Annotated in this window: 10 protein-coding genes and 1 riboswitch; of the genes, 8 read left to right on the top strand and 2 right to left on the bottom strand. The window is 33.2% G+C overall.

Going from position 1 to position 17,054, the window contains the following annotated elements; translation table 11 throughout:
- Positions 1-3 precede the first annotated feature (3 nt).
- On the top strand, positions 4-2,748 hold the full coding sequence (locus LOS86_RS12195) for a TonB-dependent receptor (protein WP_231842354.1): 2,745 nt from the start codon (positions 4-6) through the stop codon (positions 2,746-2,748).
- 44 nt (positions 2,749-2,792) lie between these two features.
- Here the strand turns inward: LOS86_RS12195 and LOS86_RS12190 are convergent, their stop codons facing one another.
- Both LOS86_RS12190 and metK read right to left on the bottom strand, forming a co-directional pair.
- Positions 2,793-3,872, bottom strand: a complete 1,080-nt coding sequence (locus tag LOS86_RS12190) for an RDD family protein (protein WP_231842353.1) — start codon at positions 3,870-3,872, stop codon at positions 2,793-2,795.
- A gap of 83 nt (positions 3,873-3,955) precedes the next feature.
- Positions 3,956-5,206, bottom strand: coding sequence for a methionine adenosyltransferase (gene metK / locus LOS86_RS12185; protein WP_231842352.1), 1,251 nt, complete (start codon positions 5,204-5,206; stop codon positions 3,956-3,958).
- A 625-nt stretch (positions 5,207-5,831) separates the two neighbouring features.
- On the opposite strand from metK, the gene LOS86_RS12180 reads away from it, so the two are divergent.
- The 7 genes from LOS86_RS12180 to metF all read left to right on the top strand — a co-directional run bounded on the left by LOS86_RS12180 (position 5,832) and on the right by metF (position 16,942).
- On the top strand, positions 5,832-7,124 hold the full coding sequence (locus LOS86_RS12180) for an O-acetylhomoserine aminocarboxypropyltransferase/cysteine synthase family protein (protein ID WP_231842351.1): 1,293 nt from the start codon (positions 5,832-5,834) through the stop codon (positions 7,122-7,124).
- A 64-nt stretch (positions 7,125-7,188) separates the two neighbouring features.
- Positions 7,189-8,154: an alpha/beta fold hydrolase gene (locus tag LOS86_RS12175; RefSeq protein WP_231842350.1), complete on the top strand. Its 966-nt coding sequence runs from the start codon at positions 7,189-7,191 to the stop codon at positions 8,152-8,154.
- Between the two features lie 7 nt (positions 8,155-8,161).
- Entirely contained in the window at positions 8,162-10,576 is a 2,415-nt protein-coding gene (gene thrA / locus LOS86_RS12170; protein ID WP_231842349.1) for a bifunctional aspartate kinase/homoserine dehydrogenase I, read from the top strand.
- A gap of 82 nt (positions 10,577-10,658) precedes the next feature.
- Positions 10,659-11,831: a trans-sulfuration enzyme family protein gene (locus LOS86_RS12165; protein WP_231842348.1), complete on the top strand. Its 1,173-nt coding sequence runs from the start codon at positions 10,659-10,661 to the stop codon at positions 11,829-11,831.
- Between the two features lie 152 nt (positions 11,832-11,983).
- A riboswitch (SAM riboswitch) is annotated at positions 11,984-12,086 on the top strand.
- A gap of 95 nt (positions 12,087-12,181) precedes the next feature.
- Positions 12,182-13,168, top strand: coding sequence for a homocysteine S-methyltransferase family protein (locus LOS86_RS12160; RefSeq protein ID WP_231842347.1), 987 nt, complete (start codon positions 12,182-12,184; stop codon positions 13,166-13,168).
- A 143-nt stretch (positions 13,169-13,311) separates the two neighbouring features.
- Complete coding sequence (gene metH, locus LOS86_RS12155; protein ID WP_231842346.1) at positions 13,312-15,984, top strand: methionine synthase; 2,673 nt, start codon at positions 13,312-13,314, stop codon at positions 15,982-15,984.
- 1 nt (position 15,985) lies between these two features.
- A complete protein-coding gene (gene metF / locus LOS86_RS12150; RefSeq protein ID WP_231842345.1) occupies positions 15,986-16,942 on the top strand; it encodes a methylenetetrahydrofolate reductase [NAD(P)H] in 957 nt (318 codons plus the stop codon).
- The last annotated feature ends 112 nt before the right edge of the window (positions 16,943-17,054 follow it).

Here is a 17,054-nt window from a genome sequence, read left to right as displayed (position 1 = left end):
TTTATGAAGAAAATATTTTTATTATTAGTTATGGCACTTACAACAAGTGCCTTTTCTCAAAATATACGTTTCGAAGGAACTGTTAAAGATACAACTGGAGTGGCTTTAGAAATGGCTAATGTTATGGCTATTAATCAGCAAACTAAAGCAATGGATGCATACGCTATTACTAATGAAACGGGTAAATTTGTTTTGAGTTTAAAGTCTAGTGCAACGTATACTATTAAAGTTAGTTACATTGGGTTTCAAACATATGAAAAAACAGTTACAACCGGTACTTCAAATATGACTTTTCCTGTGGTTTTAAAAGAAGGAACACAGTTAAAAGAGGTGGAAATTGTTCACGAAATGCCAGTTAGCGTTTCGGGAGATACCATCATTTATAATTCCGATTCTTTTACAAATGGTACGGAAAGAAAATTGGAAGATGTACTTAAAAAATTGCCTGGTGTAGAAGTTAATAAAGATGGGGAAATTGAAGTAGAAGGTAAAAAAGTTCAAAAAGTAATGGTGGAAGGAAAAGACTTTTTTGATGGCGACACGAAGTTAGCTACTAAAAACATTCCAGCTGATGCTTTAGATAAAATCCAAGTTTTAAGAAATTACAACGAAGTTTCTAATTTAAAAGGACTAGAAAACAACGAAGAAAGTATTGCTTTAAATATCAAATTAAAAGAAGGTAAAAAGAATTTTTGGTTTGGTGATATGAATGCAGGTATTGGAGTTGGGATGGAAGATACTCGCTTCATTGTGAATCCAAAGTTGTTTTATTATAACCCAAAATACAGTTTAAATGTAATTGCTAATGTGAATAATATTGGCGAATTACCCTTAACGGCTCAAGATTATTTCAAGTTTACTGGAGGTTTTAAAAATATGATGCGTAAAGGCGGATCTTCTTTTAATGTGTCTTCAAATGATTTAGGAATTTTAGGACTTCGCAACAATCAAGCGGCAAATATTGAGTCAACTTTTGGAGCCGCTAATTTCAGTTTTAATCCTTCAAAAGCATGGACTTTAAGTGGATTCGGAATTTTACTTGGGAATAAAACGGAAATAGAAAACACGACCATTTCAAATCGTATTGATAATTTACCTGATGGCTCTTCTCAAACTATTTCTGAAACTAGAGAAGATTATACAAAGCAAGATAGTAAACAGATTTTACTTAAATTAAGTTCAAGTTATGTGCCTTCTGAAAAAGCACATTTTGATTACGATGCTTTAGTTAAATTTTCTGATCAAAAAGAAAGTACTAGTGTTTTTTCAAGTTTATTGTCTGATATCTACACTGGAAAAGAACAAAATCCATTTTCAGTAAATCAAAATTTAAATTACTATTACACATTAAATGATAAGCATGTGTTTGCGTTTGAAATGCAACATTTATATCAAAATGAAGATCCTTTTTATAATGCTAATTTAGAAACGTTGCCTTTTGCGCCTTTGTTAACGGGTTATATAAATGAAGGAGTTGGAGTTAGAGATGATATTTCACAAAAAAGATTTGTTCAAACTAATAAACTAGATACTAAGTTTGATTATTATTACATGTTAACTCCAAAAAGTAATATCAATTTGACTTTAGGAAATACGTATTCATATCAAAATTTTGATTCATCTATTTTTCAATTGCTGAATAATGGAACTCAAAATAATTTAACTGATCCAACAACTATTAATGATGTTAATTATGCGTTTAATGATGTGTTTTTAGGAGTTCATTATAAATTTTTGTTAGGTAAGTTTACATTTAATCCTGGATTTAGTGTGCATCAATTCAACATGAATGATGAGCAATTAGGAACTTCAAATAAACAATCTTTCAATAGAATTTTGCCAGATGTGTATGCTTTGTGGCAAATTAAAAAATCAGAAACTTTAACTTATAACTATTCGTTAACCAATAATTTTACTGATATTAATAGGTTAGCCCAAGGTTATGTGTTTTCAAACTATAACAGTTTGTTTAGCGGAAATCGTTATTTAGAAAACTCAACTTCTCAAGTTCATACATTGCGTTATTTTAAATATAACATGTTTAATTTTGAGAATATTTTTGCTAATATAACGTATACAAGACAATTAGATGCAATAAAAAATAGAGCTTTGTTATTAGGAGTAAATCAAATTTCTTCATCTGAAAATATGAATTCTAATTTTCCTGATGAAACTTTTTCTGCAAATGGAAATTATGGTCGCTCATTTGCAAGATATTACAAGGCGAATTTTAGAGCAGGTTTTAATTGGTCTAAGAACAATAACATACGTGTTTATCCAGATACAGATACTGATCCAAGTAATAACCCAACAGAAATTCAAACAATTGAATCGTACTCTCAAAGTTATAACTTGAGTTTTTCTACTAATTATAAAACGTTACCTAATTTAACTTTGGGATATAATTTTTCTATAAATGATAACTTTTCAGATGTTATTTATATAGATAGTCCAACATTAACATTAGAATATTACTTTTTAGATGCGTTTTCATTCGTTTCTGAATATTCATACTTTCACAATAGAAACAAAACGAAAACTATTGATAGCGAATATGACTTCTTAACAGCAAGTTTAATGTATCAAAAGAAAGGTAGTAAATGGGAATGGAAACTTTCAGGAACCAACTTGTTAGATACAAAATCGCTTGACACAAATAGTTTTAGTCAGTTAGGTGGAACAAGTAGTTTTTCAAGTTACAGAGTACAACCTCGATTTGTTATTTTGAGTTTGAAATATACACTATAGTTATTCAAAAAAAGACCATAACTTAGTTATGGTCTTTTTTTGAATTAAAATTTATCCCAAATTCCATTTATTATAGAAGCTATAAAAATGGCTAATAAAAATAAAATAGATAAAACTTTTGTTTTTTCATCTTGCTTGTTTTTAACTACTGTGGTGTTTGATAATTCATCATGCCAACCATTTTTGCCAAAAAAACTAAAAGCTTCAAAAGGAATCAATCTAACAAAAGTTCTTCCTACAATTGTTGTAAAACTAAGCTGTTGCTCTGAAGAAGACAAAACCTTTGTTTCGGTTAAAGCTTTTGCAGGTGAAACGTGGAATATTCCTTCACTTAATAAATAATAGATAATTCTAGCAATTGCTATAAAAAGAAGAAAAACAACATTTTCGCCAATTTCAGCACCTAATTCATTAATGGAATCTCGGTATGCTCTGCTTTTTGCCAATCCAAAAATATATGGTGAAAAAATTAAAATGACAAAAAAAGTGTCAAGTACATAGTTTAAAAAACGATCCCCTAAACTTGCTTTTTTAAAAGGTAATGGTGTTGCTTTTTTCTCAAAGGATTGATTCATTATTTCTCTAGCACTAACTCTTTCGGTTGCATTTGTTTTATATTCAGGTTCTACTAAATCTATTTCAACAGGTATTAATTCTTTTGTTGAATTTAAATATACAAGTGCTTTGTACGTTAAGAAAATCCAAAAGATGTCTATGAAAATATAATATAGCATTAAAAGAATATCTTTTTTTACTATTTCTGTAATGTTGAACAGTAGAAAAAATAGGTGAACTGATTTTGCTATAAAGAAAAAAAGCAATGACAAACGTAGTAAACGAGTTTTCTTTTCGTTACTAACAAAGTATAATAAACTTCCAACTAATAAAATAAGTGTAAAAATGATACTGTTTAGTGGGATAATTCGGTAACTTCCTTCTTCGTCTAATGGAATTTCTAATTCGTTTTCAAAAAGTAAAAAATCAAATCGTATTGAATTGAAAAAATTTAAAATGTGAATAAGGTATTCTGTATTGTTTTTGACAATAGATTCAAAATCTAAAAAGTAAATAGGAATACTTAATAGGCAATAAATAATGGTAACAATTGTAATTTTGTTTTTCATGAGAGTGAGAATTTTCTGCAAGATACAAAAAGCCCAATTAAATTAATAATCGGGCTTTTTGTATTTATAATAAGATTAGATAATTAAATCTTAAAAGCAGCTTTTACTTGATCAACAAAATCTAATTTTTCCCATGTAAATAATTCAACTGTCATGGTTTTTTCTTGACCATCAGGAGATTTGAATGTTTTGGTTACTGTTTCAGGTGTTCTTCCCATGTGTCCGTAAGCGGCAGTTTCACTGTAAATAGGATTTCTTAATTTTAAACGTTGTTCAATGAAGTACGGACGCATATCGAAAATGCCTTCTACTACTTTACTAATTTCTCCGTCTGTTAAGTTTACTTTTGCAGTTCCGTAAGTATTTACGTTGATTGATGTAGGTTGCGCTACACCAATTGCATAAGAAACTTGAACTAAAATTTCGTCAGCTACACCAGCAGCAACTAAGTTTTTAGCAATATGACGAGTAGCATAAGCAGCAGAACGGTCTACTTTAGATGGGTCTTTTCCAGAGAATGCACCACCACCGTGAGCTCCTTTACCACCGTAAGTATCTACGATAATTTTTCTTCCTGTTAAGCCAGTATCTCCATGAGGACCTCCAATTACGAATTTTCCTGTTGGGTTAATGTGGTATTTGATAGCATCATTAAATAAATGAGCATATTGAGGATTTTTAGCAATCACTCTTGGAATCAAAATCTCAATAATATCTTTTTTGATTTTTGCTAACATTGTTGGCTCATCAGCAAAATCATCATGTTGTGTTGAAACTACAATAGCATCAATTCTAACAGGTTTATTATCGTCAGAATATTCTAAAGTAACCTGAGATTTCGCATCTGGACGTAAGTAAGTAATTTCGTTGTTTTCTCTTCTTAAATCCGCTAATTCTTGAAGAATTTGGTGTGATAATTTTAATGCTAACGGCATGAATTCAGCAGTTTCATTCGTAGCATAACCAAACATCATTCCTTGATCACCAGCTCCTTGCTCTTCTTTACTAGCTCTATCCACACCTTGATTAATATCTGCAGATTGTTCGTGAATAGCAGATAAAACTCCACAAGAATTTGCTTCGAACATATATTCACTTTTCGTGTAACCAATTTTCTTGATTACATCTCTTGCGATAGTTTGTACATCTAAATAAGTATTTGATTTTACTTCTCCAGCTAAAATTACCTGACCTGTAGTAACTAATGTTTCACAAGCTACTTTTGACTCAGGGTCAAATGCTAAAAAGTTATCAATTAATGCGTCTGAAATTTGATCCGCAACTTTGTCAGGATGTCCTTCACTCACTGATTCTGACGTAAATAAATAAGCCATAATAAATTATTTTTAAATTTTAAGCGAGGAAAAATAATTGCAGGTGTTGCCTAAAGGAGTAGTAATTACTGCTTTAGCATTTTTTAATGAGGTTGCAATCAGTTCAAATTTTTCCTCTTTGTTTTCGGATGCAAATCTAAGAAATCAAATTGAATTCCAAATGAATGTTAACTTTTTTTTATTTTTTTCTTCGGAAATTGAAAATAGAGCTTTCTTTAGAAAAATTTTCGGATTAAAATTTATATTAAATGAAAAATATTCTAAAATTTAATTTTATAATAACAAAATTTAGAAAAATAATCTATTTATTTTTTTATTGTAGAAAATAAATCTAATTTTGTCCTGTCAAATTAAAATAAATAGAAAATGAACTTTACAATGTGCAATATGTGTATGATGATGTGGAACAATCCGCAGAGGAAGACTATTGCATAATTTTAAAAGTAAATTATTTCAATATAACCTCTGTCGAAAGCAGAGGTTTTTTTATTACTAAAAACACAACAATTATGAAAACAGCCATTTACAATCCAAGACGATGTTGTCGAATGTGTAGCTGAAAAGCAAACTTCGGAACCCAAAAAAATCTTAATACTTAATATAAATATCTTAACAAATAAATAGCATGAGCACAAATAAATTTGCAACAAACGCTTTACACGCAGGACACGATACAACTAAAAACGCAGGAACAAGAGCTGTTCCAATTTACCAAACCACATCATATGTTTTCAATAACTCAGATCACGCAGCCAATCTTTTTGGTTTAGCCGAAGCTGGGTTTATTTACACACGATTAAATAACCCAACAAATGATATTCTAGAACAACGCTTAGCCAAATTAGAAGGCGGAATTGGAGCTGTCGTAACCGCTTCAGGAACAGCAGCCATCTCAACTGCTTTATTGACGTTGATAAAATCTGGCGACCATATCGTGGCTTCTAACAGTTTATATGGTGGAACTTACAATTTATTAAATGTGACTTTGCCAAGATTAGGCATCACAACAACATTCGTAGATCCATCAAATCCTGAAAATTTCTTAAATGCAGCTCAAGAAAATACCCGAGTGTTCTTCGCTGAAAGTTTAGGAAATCCAAAATTAGATGTACTCGATTTAAAAGCCATTTCTAAAGCAGCACAAACCTACAAAGTGCCTTTTATTGTGGATAACACAGTGGCAACACCCTTTTTGCTAAACCCAATCGAACACGGAGCTAACATCGTAATTCATTCGTTAACCAAATACATCGGTGGAAACGGAACTTCGCTTGGAGGTGTTATCATCGATGCAGGAAATTTTGATTGGAGCAACGGAAAATTCCCTGAATTTACAGAACCTTCAGCGGGTTATCACGGATTAAAATATTATGAAGTGTTAGGTGCAGCTTCGTTCATCGCAAAAGTTAGAATCGAAGGTTTACGTGATTTAGGTGCTTCGTTAAGTCCATTCAACGCATTTCAAATTATTCAAGGTTTAGAAACATTGGCTATTCGAATCAAAAAGCACAGTGAAAATGCATTAGAATTAGCCAAATGGTTGCAAAAACGTCCAGAAGTAGCTTGGGTAAATTATCCAGGATTAATTTCTTCAAAATATTATGATTTAGCTCAAGAATATTTGCCAGAAGGACAAAGTGGTATCGTAACTTTCGGGTTAAAAGGCGGTTATGAGGCGGCTAAAAAAGTTGCGGATGAAACCCAATTTTTCTCATTGTTGGCGAATATTGGTGATACAAAATCATTAATCATTCATCCAGCAAGTACTACGCACCAACAATTGTCAGAAGAACAACAAATTACAACCGGAGTAACGAAAGATTTAATTCGTTTATCTGTTGGTTTAGAAGATATTGAAGACTTGAAAGCCGATTTACAAAGTGTTTTCGAAAAATTGCCAGTTCAAAATTTAGTTTAGGTTTTTGTTTGTTTTGAGGCTGCCGATAGACCTACCTAAAGGCAGCCTTTTTTTAAAAAGAAAGATGAGTAAAATTCAAAAAATAGTATTCCAAAATGTTACATTGCAAAATGGAGTACTTCAAGCAAAAGTGATTTTGTCCTATCAATTGTTTGGGCAACCTGTTGGTTCAGCTCCTTTGGTAGTGGTGAATCATGCTTTGACAGGAAATTCGCAAGTTATTGGAGAAAACGGTTGGTGGCAATCGTTAATTGGTGAGGATAAAATTATTGATACCAAAAAATATGCAGTTTTAGCTTTCAATATTCCTGGAAACGGTTATCAAGATGCAGAAAATTTGATTGAAAATTATCAAGATTTCACCACTTATGATATTGCTAATTTATTTTGGAAAGGAATCGATTCGTTTAAAGTGAATCAAGTTTTTGCGATAATTGGTGGAAGTCTAGGCGGAGCAATTGCTTGGGAAATGGCAACGATTCGACCAAAGGCAATTGCAAATTTAATTCCGGTAGCTACAAATTGGAAAGCTTCTGATTGGTTGATTGGAAATGTGTTAATTCAAGATTTGATTCTGAATAATTCCAAAAATCCAATTCACGATGCACGAATTCACGCCATGTTATTGTATCGAACACCTGAATCACTACAAGAAAAATTCCAGACCAAATTGCAAAACTCGGAAGGATTGTTTCAAGTGGAAAGTTGGTTGTTGCATCATGGAGAAAAATTGCAAAATCGTTTTCAACTTTCGGCTTACAAACTTATGAATCATTTATTGAAAACTACTGATATTTTTAAAAACAAAAGTAAGTCAGAAGTTATTACAAACATTAAATCTAACATACATTTAATAAGTGTGGATACCGATTACTTTTTTACGGCAAACGAAATTAAAAACGCTTTTCAGGAAATCAAAAACTACAAAAACAATGCGTTTTATCACGAAATCAAATCCATTCACGGACACGATGCTTTCTTGATAGAATTTGAACAACTAAACAACATACTAAAACCTATATTTAATTAGAAATCAAATGAAAATATTAAAATTTGGAGGAAAATCATTAGCAAACGGAGAAGGATTGCAAAAAGTAGTGCAAACGATTGCTCAAAAATATTTCAATAACGAACCCATTGCAGTTGTAGTTTCGGCAAGAGGAAACGCAACAGACGAATTGGTAATTTTACTAAAAAAGGCGCAAGCCAACATCAATTTTCAAGCGGATTTTGAGCAATTTAAAAAATACCAATTAGAAGGCTTGAAAGAAAATATCTTCGAAGAAGAATTTTCGGTTTTGCAGAAATTGTTAGAAGGCGTTTCGCTTTTAGGAGATTATAGCGAAAAAATTAAAGATCAAGTCATATCGTATGGCGAAATTCTATCGGCAAAATATGTCGCTTATGTTTTAAACGAAAACAGTATCAAAGCACAATTCACCGATTCTCGTCAATTAATAAAAACCGATACTAATTTCGGAAATGCGCAACCAATTGACGCAGTTTCAAAGCGAAATGTATTGGATTATTTCGAGAAAAATACGGATAAAGTCAATATTGTAACAGGTTTTATTGGTTCAACGTTGCACAATGAAACTACGACTTTGGGAAGAAATGGAAGTAATTACACCGCTTCATTATTGGCGAATTACTTAAATGCTGAAGAATTTCAAAATTATACACACGTTGACGGAATTTTCACTGCCAACCCAGATTTAGTAGCTGATGCAAAAAAAATTGAGCGTTTGTCTTTTAATGAAGCGAATGAGTTGGCAAACTTCGGGGCGCAAATTTTACATGCCAAAACCATTATTCCATTAGTGGAGAAAAATATTCCATTACGCATTTTAAACACGTTCAATCCTGAAAATGATGGAACTTTAATCACTTCCGAACAAACCAATGAAGGCATCAAATCGCTTTCGGTTTTGACGAATGTTTCGCTGATTAATTTAGAAGGAAGAGGTTTGTTAGGAAAAACAGGGGTTGATGCAAGAATTTTCCGTGTGATGGCTGAAAATGATATTAGTGTTAGTATCATTTCTCAAGGTTCTTCAGAAAGAGGAATTGGTTTAGTGGTGAGTTCTGACAAGGCTTCCAAAGCTTTAGTGGGTTTAGAAAAAGAATTTGAAACCGATTTTTACACGAAAGATGTCAATAAGATTTCGGTAAACGATAACATTGCGGTGATTTCGATTATAGGACAAGATTTAACGAATTTCCATAAACCCTACACGGCTTTAATTCGAAATAAAATCACCCCAATTCTGTTGAATAATACGGTTACAGGAAGAAATATCAGTTTGGTAATAAGTCAAGATGAATTCAAACGTGCTTTAAATGTAATTCACGGCGAAATTTTTGGTGTAGCGAAAAAAATTAACATCGCCATTTTCGGTCATGGAACGGTTGGCGGAACTCTGATTTCCCAAATTTTAGAATCGGCAAAAAACATCGAAAAGAGAAAAGGAATCAAGTTGAATGTATTTGCTATTGCTAATTCAAAGAAAGTGTTGTTGAATAAATTCGGAATTAGCGAAAATTGGAAAGCTACATTGGAAGATAAAGGGCAAGAATATAAATTGGAAGATATAATTGCATATGCAAAAGAACATCATTTGGAAAATTTAATCGCAATTGACAACACCGCTAGTTCGACTTTCATTGAAAATTACATTTCATTAGCGGAAAATAGTTTCGATTTGATTTCTTCCAATAAAGTTGCAAATACAGTAAGTTATGATTTCTATAAAAAACTGCGAAAAGTATTAAAAGATAACCAAAAAGAATATTTGTACGAAACCAATGTAGGTGCAGGATTGCCTTTAATTGATACAATAAAATTACTGCATTTATCAGGTGAAAATATCACCAAAATAAAAGGTGTTTTCTCTGGAACTTTGAGTTATTTGTTCAATAATTTTTCGATAGAAGACAAAAAATTCAGCGAAGTTTTAAAAGAAGCCATCGACAAAGGTTTCACAGAACCTGATCCAAGAGAAGATTTAAACGGAAACGATGTGGGTCGAAAATTATTAATCTTAGCCCGCGAATTAGATTTACAAAACGAATTCGAAGAAATCCAAATTCAAAACCTAATTCCAGAAGCTTTACGTGAAGGAAGCGCAACTGATTTTCTAGAGCGTTTATCAGAATTAGACGGAATTTACCAAAACATCAAAGGTGCCCAAGGGCCAAATGAAGTGTTGCGTTACATAGGTGAACTATCTGGTGATTTGCAACAAGACAAAGGGAAATTGGAAGTGAAATTAATCTCTGTTCCAGCCAATTCTGCTTTAGGTTCGTTAAAAGGTTCGGATTCTATTTTCGAAATATACACCGAATCTTATGGAGAACAACCTATCGTAATTCAAGGCGCTGGCGCTGGCGCTTCGGTAACTGCAAGAGGTGTTTTTGGAGATATTTTACGTTTATCCGAAAAAAAATTATAACCACCCAAACTCAAAACCTGCAAGAAGTAAAAGTCTTGTGGGTTTTACACTTTAACGATTAAACAATTCAACAAACAAAACCATGAGTAATCAAAATTTAGGATTAGAAACCCAAGCCATCAGAACGCAATTAGAACGAACACAATATTTAGAACATTCAGTTCCGTTATATTTAACTTCGAGTTTTATTTTTGATGATGCAGAAGACATGCGTGCTTCATTTGCTGAGGAAAAGGAAAGAAATATTTATAGCCGATTTTCCAATCCCAATACATCCGAATTTGTAGAGAAAATTTGTTTGATGGAAGGAGCAGAAGACGGTTACGCTTTCGCAACAGGAATGGCAGCGGTGTATTCTACTTTTGCGGCTTTATTGAATTCGTGCGATCATATCGTTTCTGCAAGTAGTGTTTTTGGTTCGACACATACTTTGTTTACCAAATATTTTCCGAAATGGAATATTACAACGAGTTATTTTGATGTTAACAAGCCAGAAACGATTGAAAATTTTATCCAACCGAATACGAAAATCCTTTATGCAGAATCACCAACCAATCCAGCAGTTGATATTCTAGATTTAGAATTGTTGGGAAAAATTGCCAAAAAGCACAACCTGATTTTAATTATTGATAACTGTTTTGCAACGCCATACATTCAAAATCCTATTCAATTTGGAGCGGATTTAGTGATTCATTCTGCCACCAAATTAATCGATGGTCAAGGTCGTGTTTTAGGCGGAGTAACCGTTGGGCGTTCTGATTTAATTCGTGAAATTTATTTATTTTCTCGCAATACCGGACCTGCTTTGTCACCTTTCAATGCTTGGGTATTGTCTAAAAGTTTAGAAACCTTGCCAGTTCGTATCGAAAAACATTGCGAAAACGCTTTAAAAGTCGCCGAATTTTTAGAAAATCATCCAAATGTAGCTTCTGTGAAATATCCATTTTTGAAATCACATCCACAATATGATGTCGCAAAAAAGCAAATGAAGTTGGGCGGAAATATTGTAGCGTTTGAAATTAAAGGCGGAATTGAATCTGGGAGAAAGTTTTTAGATAAAATCAAACTGTGTTCGTTGTCTGCGAATTTAGGTGATACGCGTTCGATTGTAACGCATCCAGCTTCCACAACTCATAGTAAATTGACGAAAGAAGAACGTTTAGCAGTAAGTATTACTGATGGTTTGGTGCGTGTTTCTGTTGGTTTGGAAACGGTTCAAGATGTAATTAACGATTTAAAACAAGCGTTAGAATAAAAGTTTTTAAATTAGTTTATAGATTTATATTCTTTTTAAAGTTGTTAATTTAGAATATAAATCTATTGAGATTATTTTTTTAATAAAATTTTAGAAAATATTTCATAATTTCAATTTTGTCACTACATTTGCAGTGTTCATAATTATAGTGTTTGTTATCACGAAAGCTGGAGGGAATAGACCCTGTGAAAGCTTAGCAACCCTACACTTGTAGAAGGTGCTACATTCTATCCGCCTAGGCGGAAAAGATAACCTTAGGAAATTCTTTCCAATTTCTTGATAACATATTAATAAATTAAAGCATTGCGAACCTTGCGAAAATCCTTTGCGAGCTTTGCGTTAAAAATAATATGTCAAAAATTCAAGAAGAAATCAAAAAACGAATTCTCGTACTCGACGGAGCTATGGGGACGATGTTGCAGCGTTATAAATTTGAAGAGGAAGATTTTAGAGGCGAACGATTCAAAGATTTTCCACATCCTTTAAAAGGAAATAACGATTTGCTTTCCATTACCCAACCAAAAGCTGTAAAATCAGTACATCGTGCTTATTTTGAAGCAGGTGCCGATATTGTAGAAACCAATACTTTTTCGGGAACTACCATCGGAATGGCGGATTATCACATGGAAGATTTGGTGTATGAATTGAATTTTCAATCCGCAAAAATAGCTCGTGAAGTTGCGGATGAATTTACAGATAAACCTCGTTTTGTTGCGGGCTCTATTGGTCCAACAAACAGAACAGCATCAATGTCGCCAGATGTAAATGACCCTGGATTTCGAGCTGTAAATTTTGACGATTTAAAAATTGCCTACAAACAACAAGTCGAAGCGTTAATCGATGGCGGTTGCGATTTACTTTTGGTAGAAACAATTTTCGATACGTTAAATGCGAAAGCTGCTTTATTCGCAATTGAAGAAGTAAAAGAAGAACGCAATGTCGATATTCCAGTAATGGTTTCAGGAACAATTACCGATGCTTCTGGAAGAACACTTTCAGGACAAACGGTGGAAGCTTTTTTAATTTCTATTTCGCATATTCCTTTATTGAGTGTTGGGTTTAATTGTGCCCTTGGAGCAGATCAATTGAAACCCTATTTGAAACGATTAGGAAATAACACCTCGTTAAATATTTCGGCACATCCTAATGCAGGTTTACCAAATGCTTTCGGTCAATACGATCAAACGCCAGAAGAAATGCAACAATTAATTCGGGAATATTTGCAAGAAAATTTAGTGAATATCATTGGTGGATGTTGCGGAACAACCCCAGAACACATCAAATTAATAGCTGAGGTAGCTAAAGAATTCAAACCAAGAGAAAGCGTTTTGGTTTAAGCAAACAATTACAATGAAAAGCAGTACAATAAAAATACAATTCGAAACATTTTTACAGTCGCAACGATGTTGGGTTTGCCAATACGTTAGCGATAGTAAATCCTTTTGGAAAGATGTTGCGAAACATTATAAAAGAATAAGTAATGAGTTATAATTCCGATAAATATTTAAAATTATCAGGTTTAGAACCTTTGATTGTAACTCCAGAAACCAATTTTGTAAACGTTGGAGAACGAACAAACGTAACCGGTTCTAGAAAATTTCTTCGTTTAATCAAAGAAGAAAAATACGATGAAGCCTTAGATATCGCGCGAGCTCAAGTGGAAGGTGGCGCGCAAATCATCGATGTTAACATGGATGAAGGAATGTTAGATGGCGTTTATGCGATGACCAAATTCCTTAATCTAATTGCTGCCGAACCTGATATTGCGAGAGTTCCTGTAATGATTGATTCTTCAAAATGGGAAATTATAGAAGCGGGTTTGAAAGTCATTCAAGGAAAAGGTGTGGTAAACTCCATTTCTTTAAAAGAAGGAGAAGCTACTTTTATTCATCATGCTAAATTAATCAAACGATACGGAGCAGCTGTAATTGTTATGGCTTTTGATGAAAAGGGTCAGGCTGACACATACGAAAGACGTATTGAAATTTGTAAAAGAAGTTACGATATTCTGGTGAACCAATTAGGTTTTCCAGCCGAAGATATCATTTTTGATCCCAATATTTTCCCAGTCGCAACTGGAATGGAAGAACACAAACTAAATGCTTTAGATTTCTTCCGAGCAACCAAATGGATTCGTGAGAATCTTCCGTATGCCCATGTTTCTGGTGGAGTTAGTAATGTGTCTTTTTCTTTCCGTGGCAACGATAAAGTGCGTGAAGCAATGCATTCCGCATTCTTGTATCATGCCATTCAAAACGGAATGACGATGGGAATTGTTAATCCAGAAATGTTAGAGATTTATGATGAAATTGATAAAAATCTGTTAGAACATGTTGAAGATGTTTTATTAAACAGAAGAGAAGATGCTACAGAGCGTTTACTAGATTTAGCTGAAAGTTTCAAATCTGATGTAAAATCAAATGAAAAAGTTATTGCGGAATGGCGAAATGGCTCAGTACAAGAAAGATTGACACATTCTTTAGTAAAAGGAATCGATGAATTTATCGAAATTGATGTTGAGGAAGCGCGTCAGTTAGTTGAAAAGCCAATTGAAGTTATCGAAAATCACCTTATGAACGGAATGAATGTGGTGGGTGATTTATTCGGAAGTGGAAAAATGTTCTTGCCTCAAGTAGTAAAATCCGCTCGTGTGATGAAAAAAGCAGTGGCGTATTTACTTCCTTATATTGAAGCTTCAAAAGATGGAAAATCGTCTTCTGCCGGAAAAGTATTAATGGCAACCGTAAAAGGCGATGTTCACGATATTGGTAAAAATATTGTTTCGGTAGTTTTAGCTTGTAATAATTTTGAAATCATCGATTTAGGTGTGATGGTTCCGCCAGAAAAAATCATTGAAACTGCGGTTAAAGAAAGCGTAGATATTATCGGTTTGAGCGGTTTGATTACACCATCGTTGGACGAAATGGTGTATTTAGCTAAAGAAATGGATAAACTAAATATCAAAATTCCAGTAATGATAGGTGGTGCAACAACTTCACGTGCGCATACTGCTGTGAAAATTGCTCCAGAATATAAAGAAACGGTTGTTCATGTGAATGACGCTTCTCGAGCAGTAACAGTTGCAACCAATTTATTACAACCCGATACTAAAGTTACCTATGCAAAATCACTTCGTGAAGAATATGATTCACTTCGCGAAGGATATTTGAATAGAAGTCGTGAGAAAAATTTCTTATCAATTGAAGAAGCGCGTAAAAATAAATTCAAAATCGACTGGCATAATTACGAACCTGCAAAACCCAATTTCATTGGAACTAAAACTATTGAAGTTGAACTTTCAGAATTAGTAGATTTTATCGATTGGACTCCGTTTTTTCAGTCATGGGAATTGTATGGAAAATTTCCAGCGATTTTAACGGATGAAATTGTAGGCGAGCAAGCGACTCATTTGTTTGAAGATGCACAAAAAATGCTTTCTCAAATTGTTAAAGAGAAATGGTTCACCGCAAAAGGAATTTTAGGGATTTTCCCGGCGAATACAATCAATAACGATGATGTAGAACTTGTCACTTCGAGCGGAGTCGAGAAGTTTTTGACTTTAAGACAACAATCACAAAAAACTGCTGGAGCTCCCAATATTGCTTTAGCGGATTTTATTGCTCCAAAGGAAATTGGTAAACAAGATTATATTGGATGTTTCTGCGTCACAACTGGATTTGGAGTAGATGAAAAAGCTTCGGAATTCGAAAAGCAATTAGATGATTACAATTCGATTTTAGTTAAAGCGTTAGGAGACAGATTAGCAGAAGCTTTCGCAGAATATTTGCATTTGAAGGTTCGAAAAGAAATCTGGGGTTACGCTTCTGATGAGGTGTTGTCAAATGACGAATTAATCAAAGAACAATACAAAGGAATTCGTCCTGCTCCAGGTTATCCTGCTTGTCCTGACCATTTAGAAAAACCAACAATTTGGAAATTATTAAACGTGGAACAAAAAATAGGAGTAAAGTTAACCGAAAGCATGGCGATGTGGCCTGCAGCATCTGTTTCGGGTTATTATTTTGCGAATCCAGAAAGTAAATATTTTGGTTTAGGAAAAATTAAAAAAGACCAATTAGAAGATTACGCCAAAAGAAGAAATATTAGCATTGAACAAGCCGAAAAATGGCTCTCACCCAATTTAGCAGATTAAAATGAAAGTAACGGAACATATACAAAACGCTAACGGAAAACCTTTGTTTTCCTTCGAAATTTTACCGCCTTTAAAAGGACAAAATATTCAATCGATTTTTGATGGTATTGATCCTTTAATGGAATTCAATCCGCCATTTATTGATGTAACCTATCATCGTGAGGAATATGAATTTAAGGAGCTAGAAAATGGCTTGCTTCAGAAAAAAGTAGTTAAAAAGCGCCCAGGAACCGTTGGGATTTGTGCTGGAATTCAGAATAAATACCAAGTAGATGCTATTCCGCATATTTTATGTGGAGGATTTACTAAAGAAGATACTGAGAATTTATTAATAGATTTAGACTTCTTAGGAATTGATAATGTAGTAGCGCTACGTGGCGATGCCGTAAAAAGCGAAATTTACTTCAAACCTGAAAAAGAAGGTCATGCATATGCTTCAGAATTAGTGACTCAAATCAGTAATTTAAATAAAGGAATTTATCTAGATGAAGATTTGCAGAATTCTACCAAAACCGATTTTTGCATTGGAGTAGCTGGCTATCCTGAGAAACACATGGAAGCGCCAAGTATGGACAGCGATATTCATTTTTTAAAACAAAAAATAAAAAATGGAGCCGATTATATCATTACCCAAATGTTTTTTGATAATCAAAAGTTTTTCGATTTTGTAGCCAAATGCAGAGCGGCTGGAATTACCGTTCCAATTATTCCAGGTTTGAAGCCAATTGCGACCAAAAAACAACTGAATTTAATTCCACACCGTTTTAAAGTAGATTTACCAGATGATTTAATCATGGAAGTTGTTAAAGCTAAAGACAACGATGCTGTAAAACAAATTGGAATAGAATGGTGCACTGAACAAAGTAAAGGATTAGTCAAAGCCGGAATTCCAGTTTTACATTATTATTCTATGGGAAAAGCAGAAAATGTAAAGGCAATTGCAAAAGAAATTTTTTAATTGCAATTATCTAGTTTTTAGCCCATTTGTTAATTTAATAGTATATTTTTCTAGTAAAAGCTTGTAGGTATAATATATTTTTCGTAACTTCATTGCAATAAAATCAAGTTAT

The organism is Flavobacterium cyclinae, assembly GCF_021172145.1.
GTDB classification, from domain to species: domain Bacteria; phylum Bacteroidota; class Bacteroidia; order Flavobacteriales; family Flavobacteriaceae; genus Flavobacterium; species Flavobacterium cyclinae.
The sequence above is the reverse complement of the archived record's forward strand: the minus strand, read 5'-3'. Positions and strand labels throughout refer to the sequence as shown.

Bases quoted from the DNA above. Each gene is read 5' to 3' on its own strand.
- LOS86_RS12195 (WP_231842354.1), top strand. From the start codon at position 4: ATGAAGAAAATATTTTTATTATTAGTTATGGCACTTACAACAAGTGCC.
- LOS86_RS12190 (WP_231842353.1), bottom strand. From the start codon at position 3,872: ATGAAAAACAAAATTACAATTGTTACCATTATTTATTGCCTATTAAGT.
- metK (WP_231842352.1), bottom strand. From the start codon at position 5,206: ATGGCTTATTTATTTACGTCAGAATCAGTGAGTGAAGGACATCCTGAC.
- LOS86_RS12180 (WP_231842351.1), top strand. From the start codon at position 5,832: ATGAGCACAAATAAATTTGCAACAAACGCTTTACACGCAGGACACGAT.
- LOS86_RS12175 (WP_231842350.1), top strand. From the start codon at position 7,189: ATGAGTAAAATTCAAAAAATAGTATTCCAAAATGTTACATTGCAAAAT.
- thrA (WP_231842349.1), top strand. From the start codon at position 8,162: ATGAAAATATTAAAATTTGGAGGAAAATCATTAGCAAACGGAGAAGGA.
- LOS86_RS12165 (WP_231842348.1), top strand. From the start codon at position 10,659: ATGAGTAATCAAAATTTAGGATTAGAAACCCAAGCCATCAGAACGCAA.
- LOS86_RS12160 (WP_231842347.1), top strand. From the start codon at position 12,182: ATGTCAAAAATTCAAGAAGAAATCAAAAAACGAATTCTCGTACTCGAC.
- metH (WP_231842346.1), top strand. From the start codon at position 13,312: ATGAGTTATAATTCCGATAAATATTTAAAATTATCAGGTTTAGAACCT.
- metF (WP_231842345.1), top strand. From the start codon at position 15,986: ATGAAAGTAACGGAACATATACAAAACGCTAACGGAAAACCTTTGTTT.